Source organism: Halomonas maura, from assembly GCF_030409305.1.
In the GTDB taxonomy this organism is placed as follows: domain Bacteria; phylum Pseudomonadota; class Gammaproteobacteria; order Pseudomonadales; family Halomonadaceae; genus Halomonas; species Halomonas maura.
Map to the genome: position 1 here is coordinate 66,647 of NZ_JAUFPQ010000010.1, position 17,191 is coordinate 83,837.

Below are 17,191 nucleotides of genomic sequence, written 5' to 3' on the forward strand. Positions count from 1 at the left end.
CCCCACTACGTTCTCAGGAAGAAGACGAGTGATTCACTAGCACCAGCTTCTCGTCCGCGTTCCTGGAGACCGGCCTTGCACTTCGCACATCATTTGGCGCTGTAACGGACAATTCGATACACGTATCGTCATAGGTGGCGTGTACTGGCTCGGCCCGAGGGTAAAAGCAGAGGCTCTGAAGCATGCCTTTCAGCACGATCCGCGCCTTGCCCGGCTCCTTCCTGTGCAGCAGCTTGAGCACAAGCATCAGATTGAACCAGAGTACCGAGGCGAGCCGCCGGCGCGTCTTGTACTTGCGCGCCAGGAAGATATTATTCCTGACAAAATGACTGTAGTAGGTGATTCTTGATGGATTGGTCTCGGGAAGGATGCTGATACCGCCGGTGCCAGCGCGAAGGTGGGCGACCTTGCTGTCCCCCACCAGGTAGCCGGGTGCCTCACGGGTGATACGGAGTGTAAACTCGGCATCTTCACCCCAGATGAACATCTGGGCGATCGGCAGCCCGTATGCTTCCAGGATGCGACGCGGGACCAGAATCGACACGAAGGTACTACTACCTACCGCCACCAGACCATGCTCGAGATACTGCGGCCAACGAGTTTTATGCCGTTCGCTGAGAAAAGGTAGATTGGTCAGCTTTCCGGCTTCGGAATAGGCCATCGAGATGAGATAGCTCCTGGGAGTACGCTTCTCCTCGAGCAGGGCATCGGCATCCAACAATGCTTCCAATGCCGTGGGTTCGGGAACCACATCGTCGTCCATCATCCAGACATGATCGGCACCATTGTCATAGGCCACGCGAAAACCGAGATTGAACCCACCTGCTGCCCCCTTGTTCTCCCTGAGCGTATAGATCTTTATATCGGAAAGGCTTGCATTATTCAGCATCTCCAGCGTGCCATCCGTACTGGCGTTGTTGATGACGATGATGTCATCGCAGGGTCGTGTCTGCGCCTGGATGGCCTCGAGACACTGATGAAGCAGTTCCTTGCGATTGTAGGTCAATACGACGGCTATTACCCTAGTCATCATGGGCTCTCCCTTGGAAAGTGGCGCCTGATGTCTACATGTCCCAGACATCCAGTATCAGTAAAGAGCACCATGACGCTCGGCTATCAGGGGCCATCTAGTATCCTTATCCGAAACGACCGTTACCGAAAGCGGCCACTCGATTCCCAGCGCCTCATCATCATAGCGAAGACCATCTTCAGCCTGGGGAGCATAATAGGACGTCACCAGATAACTGACCTCGGTATTGTCCTCCAGGGTCATGAAAGAATGCGCAAACCCCTTTGGGACGTAGAGCTGAAGACGATTCCGACTTGTCAGCTCGAACATCTGATGCTGCATGTATGTCTCGGAATCTGCACGGATATCGACAATGACATCGACAATGGCGCCATTGAGACAGCGAACCAGCTTATCCTCCCCGTACGGTGGTTTCTGGAAATGTAGTCCCCTGAGCGTGCCACGCTGAACCGAGAAGGAAGTATTCTGCTGAACGAAATCGCTATCCAGCCTCCTTCGGGAAAACTCATCGCGGCACATTGTCCTGGCGAAGAACCCCCGATCATCACCGCGGGGCTCGAGCTCGATGAGATAGGCATCCTTGAGGTTCGTCTCGGTGAATTTCATAGCGTGGCTTCCCTTAGGCGGGTGTCGTTGTCCCAGAGTAGATCCGGACCTGCTCGCCGTAGAGGCGGTCGACCAGCCGGCCTTCCGGCACCCGGACATCATCCATGGTCAGAAGCGTATCCTTCCTGACGGGATGCCGCAGTGTGGCGTGGAGAGCCAAGCCGATGGGCAGCAGGTTGTCCCGGCAAATCGTCTCGGTATTCTCCGCCACCCCATAGACTTCGAATCCGCCGAATTCGGTGATCCGCTCTCCTTCCGATAGATCCTTCTTGGCCATGGCGACGACCCCGACCCTCGGGGCCCCTTGTGGCGCCAATACCGGGTCGTTGAACAGTACGGCCCGTGCCACCGAGGTCGGCACCTCGAGATGGCACAGATGGTAGGGAGTGTAGAAGCAGTAATAGGGTCCCCTGCCGAGTTTGTAGAGTTCGAGATAGTGCTTCTGTCGAGGGTCTTCCACCGTACCGATCACGAATACGCCCGGCCCCGGACGGGCCCCTACCACATAGTCCACCAGGCCGGTGCTCGAGGTGTTCAGATAGGGGGCGAATGAGGAGACGGTTTGTTCGATGGGAATCAGTGGCGCATTGGGGTCGCCCTTCGAGAAATCCGGTCCTAGCATGCCACGGCGGGCCACTTGCATGCCGGTGCCATTGGCAACGATGGCCTGTTCGAAGGAAATCTTGGTGCCATCGGCGAACGAGGCCACCATGGCCGGCTTCTGCCCCCAGCGTTCGGCGAAGGCGCGTTGGGTGGCCGGATTGCGATAGGGATCGTGGAGTCCCTTGATGTTGCCGCAGAGCACCGGCTTGATCCCGAGGCCCTGGGCAAACCGATAGAGATTCATCTGCACGCCGGGTTGATCGCCGTCCGAGAAGGTATAGATGACCCCGGCCTGATCGGCCTTGCGCTTGAGGATCGGCCCGATGGTGCCATCGAGTTCCGCATTCATCTGGATGACATGCTTGCCGCTGGTGATGGCCGACAGGATGGCCAGTGCCGCGTACTCGATGGAGCCGGTCACTTCGATGATGGCATCCAGGCCCTCTGCCATGGCCATGGCATTGGCATCTTCCGTGACCACAGGCTGGCCTCTGGCGATGGCCGACTCGATCTGCGCACTGGTATCGCATTGCTCTGGCGTGAGGCCTGCCTGGGCGAAGACCTGGATGGCCGACTCGATGTGCCGGTTGGCCACCGCGCAAAGCGTCATGCCGGGTGTTGCCGTCATGATCTGCAGGCCGATCCCCTTGCCCTGGAACCCCGCCCCGATCAAGCCCACGCGAATCGGCTGGTTGTCCGCGGCTCTCTTCGCTAATGCTGTGTCTACGATTATCATGGTCGCCTCACAAAGTGGCGGAGGATATTGAAAGAGGTCTAGGCAATGTCTGAGACGCGCCTGCCCTCGGCCATGCAACATCAAGGATCAGCGAATGGCGAGCCCACTCATGATGCTCAATTGTCCGCTTTCTCTTGCGTACCGCCGCGGCTCATTGATCCTTTCCTTGCCAAAGATTCATTCGTGTTATCGCACCACTAGTCTGCCCAGAGCTTCCAGGGGGGCGTATCCGCCCAGCTCGCTTCGAGCACCATCTTGTCACGCAGCGAGTCCATGCTTTGCCAGTAACCCTGATGATGGAAATACCCTAGCTTGCCCATCTCGATCATGCGCTCCATCGGTTCGTTTTCCCATGTCGTGCGGTCATCATCGATCAGGTCCATCACCTCGGGTTCACAGACGAAGAAGCCTCCATTGATCAGCCCCCCATCCACGGCACCCTTTTCCCGGAATGCCTTGACGTGACTGCCCGCCTTATCCAGCCTCAAGGCTCCATATCGTCCCGGCTGTGTCACCGCCGTGAGGGTACACCAGCAATCCGAGGCACGGTGGGCCGCCACGAGGGCCTGGATGTTCACGTCGCTGACACCGTCACCGTAGGTCAGGCAGAAGGTTTCATCGCCGATCAATGGTGCTGCGCGCTTGATCCTGCCGCCGGTCAACGAGTCCGCACCGGTATCCAGCACGGTCACGGTCCAGTCCTCGCTGACGCCCTTCAGCCATTCGACCCGCCCCGTCTTCAGGTCGATGGTGTAGTCCGTCTGCTTGCCGCGGTAGTTGAGAAAGTAGTTGCGGATATAATCGACCTTGTAGCCGCCGAGGATCACGAAGTCCTTGAAGCCAAAATGGGCATAGTTCTTCATGATGTGCCAGAGAATGGGCCGCCCGCCGACCTCGACCATCGGCTTGGGGCGAATCGAAGTCTCCTCGCTCAGACGAGTGCCGAAACCACCTGCCAGGATGACGACTTTCATGATCTCTACTCCTGCTCGGTTGTTGGTATTGGCTACCGGAATCGGCATCATGGTCGATGCCAGCCTGTCATGATCTTGTCCACGTCAGGGCGTCTGTCAGACGGCCCTGGTCCACATGATCCTCGAGGACCTTCAGGCGCATCAGGGAGGAAAGGCGGAAATCGGCATCGGCGAACTCCATGCGCGTCAACCCGTCGACCAAGCCCTGAATGGAATCATGCAACGTCATTCTGGGTTGATGGTCCGGTGCCAGGGTCTCGAACAGGCTGAAATCGACCTTGTAGGATCGGCTGTCGACCGCCGCCTGCTCATTGATGCTCAGGGTCGTACCGGGTATCGCCCCGGCCACGGCTTCGGCCAGGTCGCGCACCTGATGGTTGCGCTGGCTGGAACCGGTGTTGACGCTGAGGATTCGGCCCCCTTGACTGGCCGGACGCGCCACGGCCCAGTCGATGGCGCGCGCCATGTCGTTGACATCGATCAAGGGCCGCCACGGGGTGCCGTCGCTCAGCACGCTGATTTGCTTCCGGGAAAGGGCGCAGGCGACGAAATCGTTGAGCACCAGATCGAGCCGCAGGCGGGCGGACATGCCACAGGCGGTGGCAAATCTCAGGCTGGTAATGACCATGTCTCCTTCGATCTCCTGGAGCGCCTGCTCGGTGCCGATCTTGGACTTGGCATAGGCCGTCATCGGTGACAAGGGGTCCGTCTCCTTTCTCGGTTCACCGCTGGCCACCCCGTAGACACTGCAGCTGGAGGCGAATACGAAGTGGCTGACGCCTTCCGTGGCCGCTTGCCTGGCGATGCGCACGGTCGCCTCCTGGTTGACATCTCGCGTGACCTCCGCGAAACGACTCCCCATCGGGTCATTGGAGATGGCGGCCAGTTGTACCACCGCCGTGTAGCCCTCGAGCATGCCGTCTGGCAACTCGCGTATGTCGCCGAAATACTGGCGAGCCAGGTATCGCTCCGGAAGGCAATCGACCCCGGTCAGATAGTGCGCGAAATAGGCATTGTCGTAGCCATGCAGTTCGGCTTGTGGATGTTGCCTGGCCAGTTCTCTCACCACTGCAGGGCCGACATACCCCATATTTCCAATAACCAGTATCTTCATGTCATTCCCTTCCTTGCAGGCCATTCAGGATCAAGGCATCGATTCATCTGTCCACTTGTCATTTTCACCCAGTTGGGTGAGTTTCAATTGCTGCTCGTTCATCCACCCCCTGTTCCGCATCTCTCGGAACATCTGATCAACGAGCATCGAAGACCCCAAGACGCTCAGATGATTGTCATCGTAGTAGAAGATATGTTCATAAAAGTGAGTTGCACATCGACCGGGAAGGTACGTATCACACAACAGAGCTGACGGTTCCATTTTCAGGATATTGAGATGGTCCTCCACTCTGGATAACTGCCGGTACGAGCTGGCGACACGCTCCTTGTAGCGGGCAAAGTTGGTCGATAGTGGTGCCTGACGCTCGATGCCATAGATCCTTTCCTTGGCCAGAAGATAGGGAACATCCCATCCCACTTCCGGTACCGGATAGAACAGCACGACACGCTTGCCATCATCGACCAGGCGATCGATTGTTGATACGAGTCGTTGCCCAACGATATCAATTCGCTCATCATCACGGTACGCGACACTCTCCTGTTCTGCCGGTATGGCCTTTATGATCCTTCCGTCCTCGATACCTCCTTCTCCATTATCGAAGACTTCACCTTCGATCTGGAGCGGAAACCGGCCCATCATGATCACCAACTCGACATCATCATTACCTAACAGATAGTCCATGACCTGGTCATTGAACTTTCCACAATCCGGTTCATCGAAACGAGTGATTCCAGCGATGGGCAGGCAGTTGGTATATACCAGCATCTTCACCCTCATGCCCAGTGTTTCGACTCTATTAGCCACTGGCCTGACCAGCGGCGTTGCATGACTATCGCCCCAGATAGCCACGACTTTCTCGCCGTTTTCATTGTACTCGCAGGTCTCATCGATTCTCAGGAATCTGCCTTCGGTGGCATTGCATTCCTCAGGCACTTGACTGTTCGTCATACGCACATTGACGATTCGCTCTACATCTTCACCGAATCGCCAGGGAATGCCTTGTGCTTGTAGGCCGTACGTGCCGATACCGATCATCAGGCAAGATGTCGCCAAAGCTGTCTTGAAGATCTGGGCGCGCGTGAAATTGCGACGGTTCCTGAATGGCTGCTCGACAAAGCGCCAGGAAAACCAGGCAAGAAGAATCGAGAGCACACTGAGCCACAAGAGCAGTCCGTCGCTGACCGGCCCCAGACTGCGCTCCTTGGCGAAGACGAAGACGGGCTGATGCCACAGATAGGCGCTATAGCTGATCAACCCGACGCCGACGACCGGCTTCCAGGAGAGCAGGCGCCCGGCGACATCGTTACCATTGGCAAAGAGGATCACCAGCGACGCCCCCGACACGGGAATCAAGGTCCACAGGCTGGGAAATGGAGTCGTCTTATCGAAGGTGATGGCGGCATACAGGATCATGACCAGGCCGATACTGCCGCCCAGCCGGCTGACCAGCGAGGAACGGGCAATCCTGTGATCGTGCATGTAGATGGCGATGAGACAGCCGGCCAACAACTCCCAGGCACGCGTCGGCAACAGGTAGAAGTTGGCGGTGGAGTGATGATTCGCCCCATACTGGGCGAGCGACAGGCTGGCCAGAAGCCCCAGGGCGATGATACTGAGCATCATTCCGTACCTGAAACGAGCCACGATCAACATGAACAGCGGAAAGAACAGGTAGAACTGCTCCTCCACGGCAAGGCTCCAGGTGTGCAGGAAGGGCTGCATCTCCGCCGGCCCAGCGAAATAGTCCAGGGCCTGCCAGAAGTAGATATTGGAAACGAAAAGATTGACGGCGATCAGGCTTTCACTCAGGCTTTCGAACTCTTCCGGCAGCATCCAGAACCAGGCAACAATCAGACAGATAAGCGTGACGAAGAACAGAGCAGGAAGAATTCGACGCGCTCGCCGCTCGTAGAAGTGGACGATCGAGAAACTTCCCTTGAGTATTTCGCCGTAGATGATGCTGGTAATCAGATAGCCGCTCACCACGAAGAAGACATCGACTCCGACATAGCCGCCACTGACCCACTCGAAGCCGGCATGGAACAAGATGACAGGTATGACAGCCACTGCCCTCAAGCCATCGACTTCTGGCCTGTATTTCGTCGTCATGATACCTTCACTCCGGCCCTTGGCTTCGTATCCTCATGATCTCGCCCCCATGATGATTCAGCTTCGCCAGGCCATGTCGGAAAAGTGCCTGAACTCGGCAACACGGCGTTAACGACCAACTCGTGACCGAGTCCGGTCAATCATTGACTAACTGCAAACTCGAGTGCGAACACAGTCCGCTTTTCACTGTTTTTTGCCTTGTGACTCACCTGGATGTGTGAAATGCGAAATGCATTGGCCTGCCGGGAACGGGCCTAGCCTTCGCTCGTGGACTTGTCGGACAATACTCAAACTGCCATACGCAGGCCTCTCCTGATAGCATCGAACAAGGCATCGTCTCATGGTGTTCCCAGGCCTTGGCCCTGCTTTGCCGTCGGAACGACTCTGCTGGCTTTACACGGCCACCCACGACCGCGCCATCATTAAGTAGATGCCGGTTGCATTCGAATTGTTAACTTTTTCTTACCTAATGTTACTAAACGTATTTCTTTCTTGCGTAACTGGTTTTTTTCATACGCCACCCGACGTGAAGTCATGCTTTGGACGCGTGGCCTATGGTCTACGTCCGACTGAGGCGACTACTGGAAGGGCCGATGGCGCGTCGGGCACGTCCACGGCGCGATGAACGCACGGCGAAGAGGCTGCCCTCTTGAGAGGACAGCCGGGGAATCGCGGGGGGGATGGGATCGAACCGGCCGGGGAACGCATCAGGCACCGGGGCAGAACAGGCAATTCAGCCCATTCTGCTCCGCCACGCGATAGGCCTCGGCCATGGCGGGATAGTGAAGGTGGTGCTGACGAAGTCCGTGAGAGTGTCAGGCTCCCCTTCCTGCTGCAGGATCGCCTGGCCGATATGGACGATCTCGGAGGCCTGGTCGCCGAAACAGTGAATGCCGTCGCTTTCCAGGGCGTCCTGGTCGAATAGGATCTTGAGCATCCCCACGGTGTCGCCGGCGATCTGGGCCCGGGCGGTATCCTTGAAGAATGCCTGGGCGACTTCGTAAGGCACGCGGGCCTCGGTCAGCTCGCGCTGGTTACGGCCCAAGGAACTGATCTCGGGGATGATGTAGATGCCGGTGGGCACATCGCTCACATAGTGGCAGTCACGGTCGAGCAGTTCGTCACTGGCGTTGCGTCCCTGGTCGTAGACGGCACTGGCCAGGCTCGGCCAGCCGATGACGGACGGCGGCGTAGATGTGCGGAAGGCAGTGCGATAGTGCTCGTCGACCGGCAACTGGCCGCGGCCGTTGGCTTCGAGGCCGATGGTCTCGAGGCCCTGCTCATCGGTGTTGTCGGTCCACCCATTGGACCCACAGGGAGGCACCGGCAGGCAACCACTCGCCGGATTCCAGGTACAGCGTGACACCGAGGCCGGAGAAGATCGGGGCATACCCGCCGCCGATCACCAGATGATCAGGGGAAGTACGGGGTTCGACGCGTGAACTGATCGGGCTCAACGCCCTCTGATCGCGCAGCCCGCTGCGCCCACAGACACAGCGACGTCCCGAACCTGTTGCCGGAGCGCCGGCTCGACGCTTCGGCGGAGAGCCGGTCCGACGCATCGGCGATGGCGGCGCCAGGCGCCTTAGGCATCCGAGGCCCCGAGGCATGCCCTAGCGCCGCTGCGCGGCGGGTCGCGCCATACACTGCGCTCCACCCCTCAACCTTCATGCCTAGCGTCAGCCGTAGGTCCTGCGAGCGCATCCGACAGGCCGGCCGCCCACACACGCCGGATGCGTCCGCTTCGCGGACTTATCCGGCCGACTCACTTGTCGCCTACGGCTCCGGGCGACGCCCTGTCACCGCTTGGTGGCATCATAGCCCAGATCGGCCCCGCGGCTCTCGTCACTGCGCCGACGCGCGCTGCCCTGGCGCTTGCGATTTTCCTCGTCACAGACCTCGTCCTTGCCGCCGCAGACCTCACAGCCTTCCTTGAGGCCGAGCTTGTTGAGGCCACCGCAGGTACCGGCGATGGGGCGGCGGCCGAGGATCACGCCGACGGCCATGGCGGCCATGATGACCAGCATGAAGGCCAGTACCACGAGAAAGGTGCTCATCTGCTGTCTCCAGGGAAATCGCTGTCAGGGGCCCTAGCCGGTAGGACAAGGGGAAGGCGGTGGTGATCCTGGATCGGGTCTCCGGTGCCGGATATGCCGACCCTAGAGAGATCGGCATATCGGGCAGCGGAACCGACGAGGGCCGGCCGCGAAGGGCCGGCCCGCGTGGTCTCACGACTCGGCATCAGCCGCCGAAGTCGTCGAGCATGATGTTCTCCGGCTCGACGCCGAGATCCAGCAGCAGCTTGATCACGGAGGCGTTCATCATGGGCGGCCCGCACATGTAGTACTCGCAGTCCTCGGGGGCCGGATGGTCCTTGAGGTAGTTCTCGTAGAGGACATTGTGGATGAAGCCGGTCGGCCCCTCCCAGTTGTCCTCCGGCTGCGGGTCCGAGAGGGCCAGGTGCCAGTCGAAGTTGTCATGCTCCTCGGCCAGCTTGTCGTACTCCTCGTTGTAGAAGGTCTCGCGCCAGGAACGAGCGCCGTACCAGAAGGTGATCTTGCGCTTGGAGTCGAGACGCTTGAGCTGGTCGAAGATATGGCTGCGCATCGGCGCCATGCCGGCACCGCCACCGATGAAGACCATCTCGGCATCGGTGTCCTTGGCGAAGAACTCGCCGAAGGGCCCCATCACCGTGACCTTGTCACCCGGCTTCATGTTGAAGACATAGGTGGACATCAGGCCGGGCGGGTGACTGGTGTTGGGCGGCGGCGTGGCGATACGGATGTTGAACTTGAGGATGCCCTTCTCTTCCGGGTAGTTCGCCATGGAATAGGCGCGGATGACTTCCTCGCTGTTCTTGTGGGAGACGTCGAACAGGCCGAACTTCTCCCAGTCGCCCCGGTACTCCTCCTCGATATCGAAGTCGGAGAACTTGATGTCGTAGGGGGGCGCCACCAGCTGCACGTAGCCGCCGGCGCGGAAGGCCACTTCCTCGCCCTCGGGCAGGCGCAGGTTGAGCTCCTTGATGAAGGTGGCGACGTTGGGGTTCTCGATGACCTCGCATTCCCACTTCTTGACGCCGAAGACCTCCTCGGGGACCTCGATCTTCATGTCCTGCTTGACCGGGACCTGGCAGGACAGGCGCCAGCCGTCCTTCTTCTCGCGCAGGGTGAAGTGCGACTCCTCGGTGGGCAGGATGGAGCCACCGCCCTCCTCCACGCGGCACTTGCACTGGGCGCAGGAGCCACCGCCGCCGCAGGCGGAGGACAGGAAGATGCCGTTGGCGGCCAGGGTGTTGAGCAGCTTGCCGCCGGCCTGGGTGGTCAGGGTGTGATCGGGATCGCCGTTGACCTCGATGGTCACATCCCCGGTGCTGACGAGCTTGCTGCGGGCGGCCAGGATCACCGCCGTCAGACCGATGATGATCACGGTGAACATGACCACACCGAGCAAGATGACTGTTGTATCAACCATGTCGGTTTCCTATTGCTTGCGTTGCCTGGTCACCGGCGGCGCGGCGCGCCGCCGGGAAGCCGTCTCAGAGCTGGATGCCGGAGAAGGACATGAAGCCCAGCGACATCAGGCCCACCGTGATGAAGGTGATCCCGAGGCCCTGCAGGGAGGCCGGCACGTCGCTGTACTTGAGCTTCTCGCGAATGCCGGCCAGGGCGGTGATCGCCAGCGCCCAGCCCACCCCGGCACCGAGGCCATAGACCACGGACTCGCCGAAGTTGTAGCTGCGCTCGGACATGAACAGGGTCGCCCCCAGGATCGCGCAGTTCACGGTGATCAGCGGCAGGAAGACACCCAGGGCGTTGTAGAGCGCCGGCACGTACTTGTCGAGGAACATCTCCAGGATCTGCACGATGGCGGCGATGACGCCGATGTAGCTCAGGTAGCCGAGGAAGGAGAGATCGATGTTCTCGGCCCCGCTGATGCCGGTCCAGGACAGGGCCCCTTCCTTGAGCAGGAAGGTCAGCAGCAGGTTGTTCACCGGTACGGTGATGACCAGCACCACCACCACGGCGATGCCCAGGCCGATGGCCGAGGAGACCTTCTTGGACACGGCCAGGAAGGTGCACATGCCCAGGAAGAACGCCAGGGCCATGTTCTCGACGAAGACCGAGGCGATAAACAGGCTCAGATAGTGTTGCATGTTACACGGCCTCCTTCGGCTGGGTGTTTTCCTTCATCTGGAACTCGTTCTCCTCGACCTGCTCCGGGTTGACGGCACGCAGCACCCAGATGATCAGGCCGATGATGAAGAACGCGGACGGCGGCAGCAGCAGCAAGCCGTTGGGCACGTACCAGCCACCGTTCTGCACGGTCTCCAGCACGGTGACGCCGAACACGCTGCCGGAGCCCAGCAGTTCACGCACGAAGCCGACGGTCATCAGGATGAAGCCATAGCCCAGGCCGTTGCCGATGCCGTCGAGGAACGACAGGCCTGGAGTGTTGGTCATGGCGAAGCCCTCGGCACGGCCCATCACGATGCAGTTGGTGATGATCAGGCCGACGAACACCGACAGCTGCTTGGACATCTCATAGGCATAGGCCTTGAGGATCTGGTCCACCACGATCACCAGGGAGGCGATGATGGTCATCTGCACGATGATGCGGATCGAAGACGGGATGTGGTTGCGGATCAGCGACACGAAGAGGTTGGAGAAGGCGGTGACGAAGATCACCGCCAGGGACATCACCAGCGACACGCTCATGCTGCTGGTCACCGCCAGGGCGGAGCAGATGCCAAGGATCTGCAACGCGATGGGGTTGTTCTTGAAGATCGGCGTCGTCAGGACGCCCTTGGGAGTCGGTGCTGACATGATCAGGCTCCTTCAGTCTCGTCGAGGTCGGTGGCCGCGCCCTGTGCCTCGTCCTGGGCGACGCCGCTGCGGAACCGGGCGAGGTACTCGCCGAAGCCCTCGGGGCTGAGCCAGAACCGCAGGAGATTGGTCACCCCCTTGCTGGTCAGCGAGGCGCCGGACAGGGCATCGACCTCGGTCTCGGCGCTGGCACCGCCCTTGACCAGGGCGATGTCCGGCTGGACGTCGTCGCCTTCGGCGAAGATCTGCTTGCCCTCCCACTGGGCCTTCCAGCGGGGGTTGTCGACCTCGCCGCCGAGACCCGGGGTCTCGGAGTGCGAATAGAAGGTGATGCCTTCGATGGTGTTGCCGTCACCCTGCACCGCCAGGTAACCGCGCATCAGCCCCCACAGGCCCTGGCCGCGGATCGGCAGGATCACCTGCTCGGGATCGTCCGGGTCGCCCACCAGGTAGACGGTGCTGTAGTTCTCCTGGCGCGACAGGCCGGCGATGTCCTTCTCCCCCGACAGGGTGCGGGACTGCGCCGGGTCCTTGGCCGCCTGGAAGCTGTCGTATTGTTCGGCATCGAACTGGTCGGTGTACTCGCCGGTGCGCAGATCGACCACCCGCGGCGTGATCTCCTGGAAGGCCACCTCCACGTCGGTGCCCGTCTCGTAGAGCCCGGCCACGGCCAGGATGTTGGTCTTGCGATCCAGCTCCTGGTTGAGCTGCTGCTTGGAGCGCAGCGCCACCGCGGCGGTGGAGACGATGATCGAACACACGATACAAAGTGCGAACGCCACCGTCAGGATCTTCTTGATGGAGTTGTTGCTCTGTGCCATCAGGCAGTCTCCTCGGCCGGCACGCCGGTGCGCTGCATCCGACGCTTGATGTTGGCCTGAACAAAGAAGTGGTCGATCAGCGGGGCGAACAGATTGGCGAACAGGATCGCCAGCATGATGCCCTCCGGGAACGCCGGGTTGACCACGCGGATCAGCACGGTCATGACACCGATCAGGGCACCGAAGATCAGCCGGCCCGGGTTGGTCATGGAGGCGGACACCGGGTCGGTGGCCATGAACACCATGCCGAAGGCAAAGCCGCCCACCACCAGGTGCCAGTACCAGGACATGGCGAACATCGGGTTGGTGTCGGAGCCGATCAGGTTGAACAGGGCACTGGTCGCCACCATGCCCAGGAAGGTGCCCAGCATGATCCGCCAGGAGGCGATCTTGGTCCACAGCAGCACCACGGCGCCGATCAGGATCGCCAGCGTCGAGGTCTCGCCCACCGAGCCCGGGATGAAGCCGAGGAAGGCATCCCACCAGCTGTACTGCTCGCTCAGCACGCTCATGCCGCTCTGGAAGGCCGTGGACAGCGGCGTGGCGCCGGTGAAGCCGTCCGCGGCCACCCACACCGCGTCACCGGAGATCTGCGCGGGGTAGGCGAAGTACAGGAAGGCACGGCCGGTCAGCGCCGGGTTGAGGAAGTTCTTGCCGGTACCGCCGAAGATCTCCTTGCCGATCACCACGCCGAAGGTGATGCCCAGCGCCACCTGCCACAGCGGAATGGTGGCCGGGAGGATCAGGGCATAGAGCACGGAGGTGACGAAGAAGCCCTCGTTGACCTCGTGACCACGCTTGATGGCGAACAGCACTTCCCAGAAGCCGCCCACCACGAAGGTCACCAGATAGATGGGCAGGAAATAGGTGGCACCGAGCACGAAGTTCGCCCACAGGCTGCCCGGATCATGGCCGCCGGCGAGCGTCATGACGATGGCCTCACGCCAGCCGCCCATGGCGCTGAAGCCGTCGGCGATGGCCAGGTTGGCCTGCCAGCCGGCGTTCCACATGCCGAACAACATGGCCGGGAAGGTACAGAGCCAGACCGTGATCATGATGCGCTTCAGGTCGATGCCATCGCGCACGTGGGCGGTGGTCTTGGCCACGCTCGGCGGCGTGTAGAAGATGGTGTCGACCGCTTCGAAGAGCGGGTAGAACTTCTCGTACTTGCCGCCCTTGTGAAAGTGCGGCTCGATATTCTCGAGTGTCTGTCGGATACCCATCATCAGGCCTCTTTCTCGATCATGGTGAGGTTGTCACGCAGGATGGGACCGTATTCGTACTTGCCGGGGCACACGTAGGTGCACAACGCCAGGTCCTCCTCATCCAGCTCCAGGCAGCCGAGCTGCATCGCCGTCTCGATGTCGCCGACGATCAGCGAGCGCAGCAGCTGGGTGGGCAGGATGTCCAGCGGCATCACTTCCTCGTAGGCCCCCACCGGCACCATGGCACGCTCTGAGCCGTTGGTGGAAGTGGTCGGCGCATAGTTGCGCAGGCCCTTGATCTTCGAGAGGTAGATGCCGAGCACCGAGTGGCGGTTGGCACCGGGCGACATCCAGCCCATGAAGACACGCTTGTTGCCTTCCTCGAGCAGGCTGAGCTGGCTGTGGAAGCGGCCCAGGAAACACAGGCTGCCCTCGGCGGTGAAACCGGAGAACACCGACCCGGAGATCACCCGGGTATCCTCGGGCTCGATGACCTCGCCGGCCAGCAGCTCATCGGTGCTGGCGCCCAGGCGGGTGCGCAGCAGGCGCGGCTGCTCGGCGCGCGGGCCGCCGACGGCCACGACCCGGCTGACGTCGAGCCGGCCCTGGGCGAACAGCTTGCCGAAGGCGATGACGTCCTGGTAGCCGATGTGCCAGACGCGCTTGTGGAGGGCGACGGGCGAGAGGTGATGGATATGGGTACCGACCAGGCCGGCCGGGTGCGGGCCGCCGAAGGTCTCGACCTGCACGCCCTTGACGTCGCCGCCGGGCAACCGGGTGTCGGGGGCGCTACACAGGAAGACCTTGCCCTCGGTTAGCCTGGCGAGCACCTTGAGGCCATCCTCGAAGGCCTCGGGCTGCTCGTTGATGATCCCGGCGGGATCGGCGGCCAGCGGGTGGGTGTCGATGGCGGTGACGAAGATGGCCTCCGGCGTGCCATCGATGGCGGGGGTGCGCGAATAGGGACGAGTACGCAGCGCCGTCCACAGCCCGGATTCGACCAGTTGGTCGACCACGGCCTGACGCTCCAGGGATTCCAGCTTGTCACGGCCGTGGGCGGTGAACTCCAGGGCGTCCTCGGCCTCGTCGACCTTGATCACCACCGACAGCAGCTTGCGCTTCTCGCCGCGGTGAATCGCGACGACCTCGCCGGCGGCCGGCGCGGTGAAACGCACGCCGTCGATCTTCTTGTCGGTGAAGAGCAGCTGGCCCAGTTTGACCTTGTCCCCTTCCCGGACCTCCATGGTCGGCTTCATGCCGATATAGTCGGTACCCAGGACGGCCACGTGGCGCACCGGACGCGCATCCTCGATGCGCTGCTCCGGGGCTCCCGTGATGGGGAGATCCAGGCCTTTCTTGACTTCGATCATAGTCTCGCCCAGTTGATGGATCGGATATACGAAGGAAAGGGGTGCGAATGGATTAGAATTCTATGGCTTGTCAGAATGTTACCAGTCGGGCCCGAGGCGAGCTCGAACCACCCCGAAAAATCCCCGGTATTATAAAGAGAAGCCAATGCGATGACCACCTGCCATAAGGTCGCAAAGGGGTCGCCGCGACAAGGGACGAAGTGTCGCAGAGGGTGAAAAAAGCGTTGAGGAAGGCGGCCTTAGGGCCAGAGGGAGGAAGCGCCGCCCCCGCCGGGCGGCGGGGACGGCAGGGCATCAGCCCTGGGTACGCGGCAGCTTGAGGAAGCTGACGTTGGAGATGTGCTGCAGGATGCGGATGACCTGGCAGCTGTAACCGAACTCGTTGTCGTACCAGACATAGAGGACGGCATGCTTGCCGTTGGCGATGGTCGCCTGGGCATCGACGATGCCGGCATGGCGGTTGCCCACGAAGTCGGTGGAGACCACTTCCGGCGAGTCGACGTAGTCGATCTGCTTCTGGAAGGTGGAGTCGACGGACATCCGGCGCAGGTAATCGTTGAGCGCGGCGACGTCGGCTTCCCGCTCGAGAGTCAGGTTGAGGATGGCCATGGAGACGTTGGGAGTCGGCACGCGGATGGCGTTGCCGGTCAGCTTGCCGCCCAGCTCCGGCAGTGCCTTGGCCACGGCCTTGGCCGCCCCGGTCTCGGTGAGCACCATGTTCAGCGGCGCGCTGCGGCCGCGGCGGTCGCCCTTGTGGTAGTTGTCGATGAGGTTCTGGTCATTGGTGTAGGAGTGCACCGTCTCGACGTGGCCATGGACGATGCCATACTCGTCGTTGAGCACCTTGAGGGTCGGCACGATGGCATTGGTGGTGCACGACGCCGCGGAGATGATGCGGTCGTCGTCGCTGATGTCCTGGTGGTTGATGCCGTAGACGATGTTCTTGACGTCGCCCTTGCCCGGGGCGGTCAGCAGGGCCTTGGCCACGCCCTTGCAGGCCAGGTGCTGGCCCAGGCCGTCCTCGTCGCGCCAGATACCGGTGTTGTCGACGACCACGGCGTTGTCGATGCCGTAAGCGGTGTAATCGATCTCGGCCGGCGAATCGGCATAGATCACCTTGATGACGTTGCCGTTGGCGGTCAGGGTGCGCGCCTCGGCATCGACGCTGATGGTGCCGTCGAAGGGCCCGTGAACGCTGTCGCGGCGCAACAGGCTGGCGCGCTTCTCCAGGTCCTTGGCGATGTCGCCGCGGCCACGCACCACGATGGCGCGCAGGCGCAGCAGGTTGCCGCCGCCGGCCTTCTCGACCAGCACTCGGGCCAGGATGCGGCCGATCCGGCCGAAGCCGTAGAGCACCACGTCCTTGGGCTCGCCGTTACCGGCCTGGGGGTCATGGGCGTCGACGATCTCGGCCAGCTCCTCGCGCAGGAAGGCCACGGCATCGCCGCCGCCACGCTTCTTGTAGGCCACGCCCAGCTTGCCGACGTCGACGTGGGCCGGGGCCAGGTTGAGTTCGGCCATGGCCTTGACCAGCGGGAAGGTGTCCTTGACGGAGAGCTCGGTTCCCTCGATCTTGCGAACGTAGCGATGGTCCTTGAGGATCCGGATGACGCTGCGGTTGAACAGCGAGCGGCCATACAGGGTGGTCACGACGTTGTGGTGACGATAGAGGCTGCCGATCAGCGGGATCATCTGCTCGGCGATCGCCTGGTTGTCATGCCATTCCTGGAACACGGTATCGAGGGGTTGCTGACTCACGAGAGGCCTCTCTATGGAAATGGAGATACGAGCGTATTA

General features: G+C 61.2%; 14 protein-coding genes and 1 pseudogene. All 15 read right to left on the reverse strand.

From position 1 onward, the window contains the following. Positions 1 to 13: 13 nt before the first annotated feature. Positions 14 to 1,033 carry a glycosyltransferase family 2 protein gene (locus tag QWY76_RS04700; RefSeq protein ID WP_290309954.1) on the reverse strand — a complete coding sequence of 340 codons (1,020 nt, stop codon included), beginning with the start codon at positions 1,031 to 1,033 and terminating at the stop codon, positions 14 to 16. Positions 1,034 to 1,087: 54 nt separating this feature from the next. Beyond that, a complete protein-coding gene (gene rfbC, locus QWY76_RS04705; RefSeq protein ID WP_290309955.1) occupies positions 1,088 to 1,636 on the reverse strand; it encodes a dTDP-4-dehydrorhamnose 3,5-epimerase in 549 nt (182 codons plus the stop codon). A gap of 13 nt (positions 1,637 to 1,649) precedes the next feature. After that, a complete protein-coding gene (locus tag QWY76_RS04710; RefSeq protein WP_290309956.1) occupies positions 1,650 to 2,975 on the reverse strand; it encodes an NAD(P)H-dependent oxidoreductase in 1,326 nt (441 codons plus the stop codon). A gap of 197 nt (positions 2,976 to 3,172) precedes the next feature. Then, entirely contained in the window at positions 3,173 to 3,949 is a 777-nt protein-coding gene (gene rfbF, locus QWY76_RS04715) for a glucose-1-phosphate cytidylyltransferase (protein WP_290309957.1), read from the reverse strand. Between the two features lie 67 nt (positions 3,950 to 4,016). Further along, the gene (locus QWY76_RS04720; protein WP_290309958.1) at positions 4,017 to 5,063 is read right to left on the reverse strand and encodes an NAD-dependent epimerase/dehydratase family protein; all 1,047 of its coding nucleotides are present in this window, start codon (positions 5,061 to 5,063) and stop codon (positions 4,017 to 4,019) included. A 30-nt stretch (positions 5,064 to 5,093) separates the two neighbouring features. Further along, on the reverse strand, positions 5,094 to 7,172 hold the full coding sequence (locus tag QWY76_RS04725) for an acyltransferase family protein (RefSeq protein ID WP_290309959.1): 2,079 nt from the start codon (positions 7,170 to 7,172) through the stop codon (positions 5,094 to 5,096). Positions 7,173 to 7,879: 707 nt separating this feature from the next. Next, positions 7,880 to 8,539 (reverse strand): annotated as a pseudogene (locus QWY76_RS04730) (oxidoreductase dimerization domain-containing protein); the annotation flags it as partial. 432 nt (positions 8,540 to 8,971) lie between these two features. Next, entirely contained in the window at positions 8,972 to 9,229 is a 258-nt protein-coding gene (gene nqrM / locus QWY76_RS04735) for a (Na+)-NQR maturation NqrM (protein WP_290309960.1), read from the reverse strand. 184 nt (positions 9,230 to 9,413) lie between these two features. Beyond that, positions 9,414 to 10,646: an NADH:ubiquinone reductase (Na(+)-transporting) subunit F gene (gene nqrF / locus QWY76_RS04740; RefSeq protein WP_290309961.1), complete on the reverse strand. Its 1,233-nt coding sequence runs from the start codon at positions 10,644 to 10,646 to the stop codon at positions 9,414 to 9,416. A 64-nt stretch (positions 10,647 to 10,710) separates the two neighbouring features. Further along, the gene (gene nqrE / locus QWY76_RS04745) at positions 10,711 to 11,328 is read right to left on the reverse strand and encodes an NADH:ubiquinone reductase (Na(+)-transporting) subunit E (protein ID WP_290309962.1); all 618 of its coding nucleotides are present in this window, start codon (positions 11,326 to 11,328) and stop codon (positions 10,711 to 10,713) included. Position 11,329: 1 nt separating this feature from the next. Beyond that, on the reverse strand, positions 11,330 to 11,998 hold the full coding sequence (locus QWY76_RS04750; protein ID WP_290309963.1) for an NADH:ubiquinone reductase (Na(+)-transporting) subunit D: 669 nt from the start codon (positions 11,996 to 11,998) through the stop codon (positions 11,330 to 11,332). A gap of 2 nt (positions 11,999 to 12,000) precedes the next feature. Continuing rightward, entirely contained in the window at positions 12,001 to 12,819 is an 819-nt protein-coding gene (locus tag QWY76_RS04755; RefSeq protein WP_290309964.1) for a Na(+)-translocating NADH-quinone reductase subunit C, read from the reverse strand. Then, positions 12,819 to 14,045 (reverse strand): NADH:ubiquinone reductase (Na(+)-transporting) subunit B, encoded by a 1,227-nt coding sequence (locus QWY76_RS04760; protein WP_290309965.1) that lies wholly within the window; start codon positions 14,043 to 14,045, stop codon positions 12,819 to 12,821. Before QWY76_RS04760 ends, QWY76_RS04755 begins: the two co-directional genes overlap by 1 nt. Continuing rightward, entirely contained in the window at positions 14,045 to 15,394 is a 1,350-nt protein-coding gene (locus QWY76_RS04765; protein ID WP_290309966.1) for a Na(+)-translocating NADH-quinone reductase subunit A, read from the reverse strand. Before QWY76_RS04765 ends, QWY76_RS04760 begins: the two co-directional genes overlap by 1 nt. Positions 15,395 to 15,688: 294 nt before the next feature. Next, a complete protein-coding gene (locus tag QWY76_RS04770; protein WP_290309967.1) occupies positions 15,689 to 17,152 on the reverse strand; it encodes a glyceraldehyde-3-phosphate dehydrogenase in 1,464 nt (487 codons plus the stop codon). Positions 17,153 to 17,191: the final 39 nt, after the last annotated feature.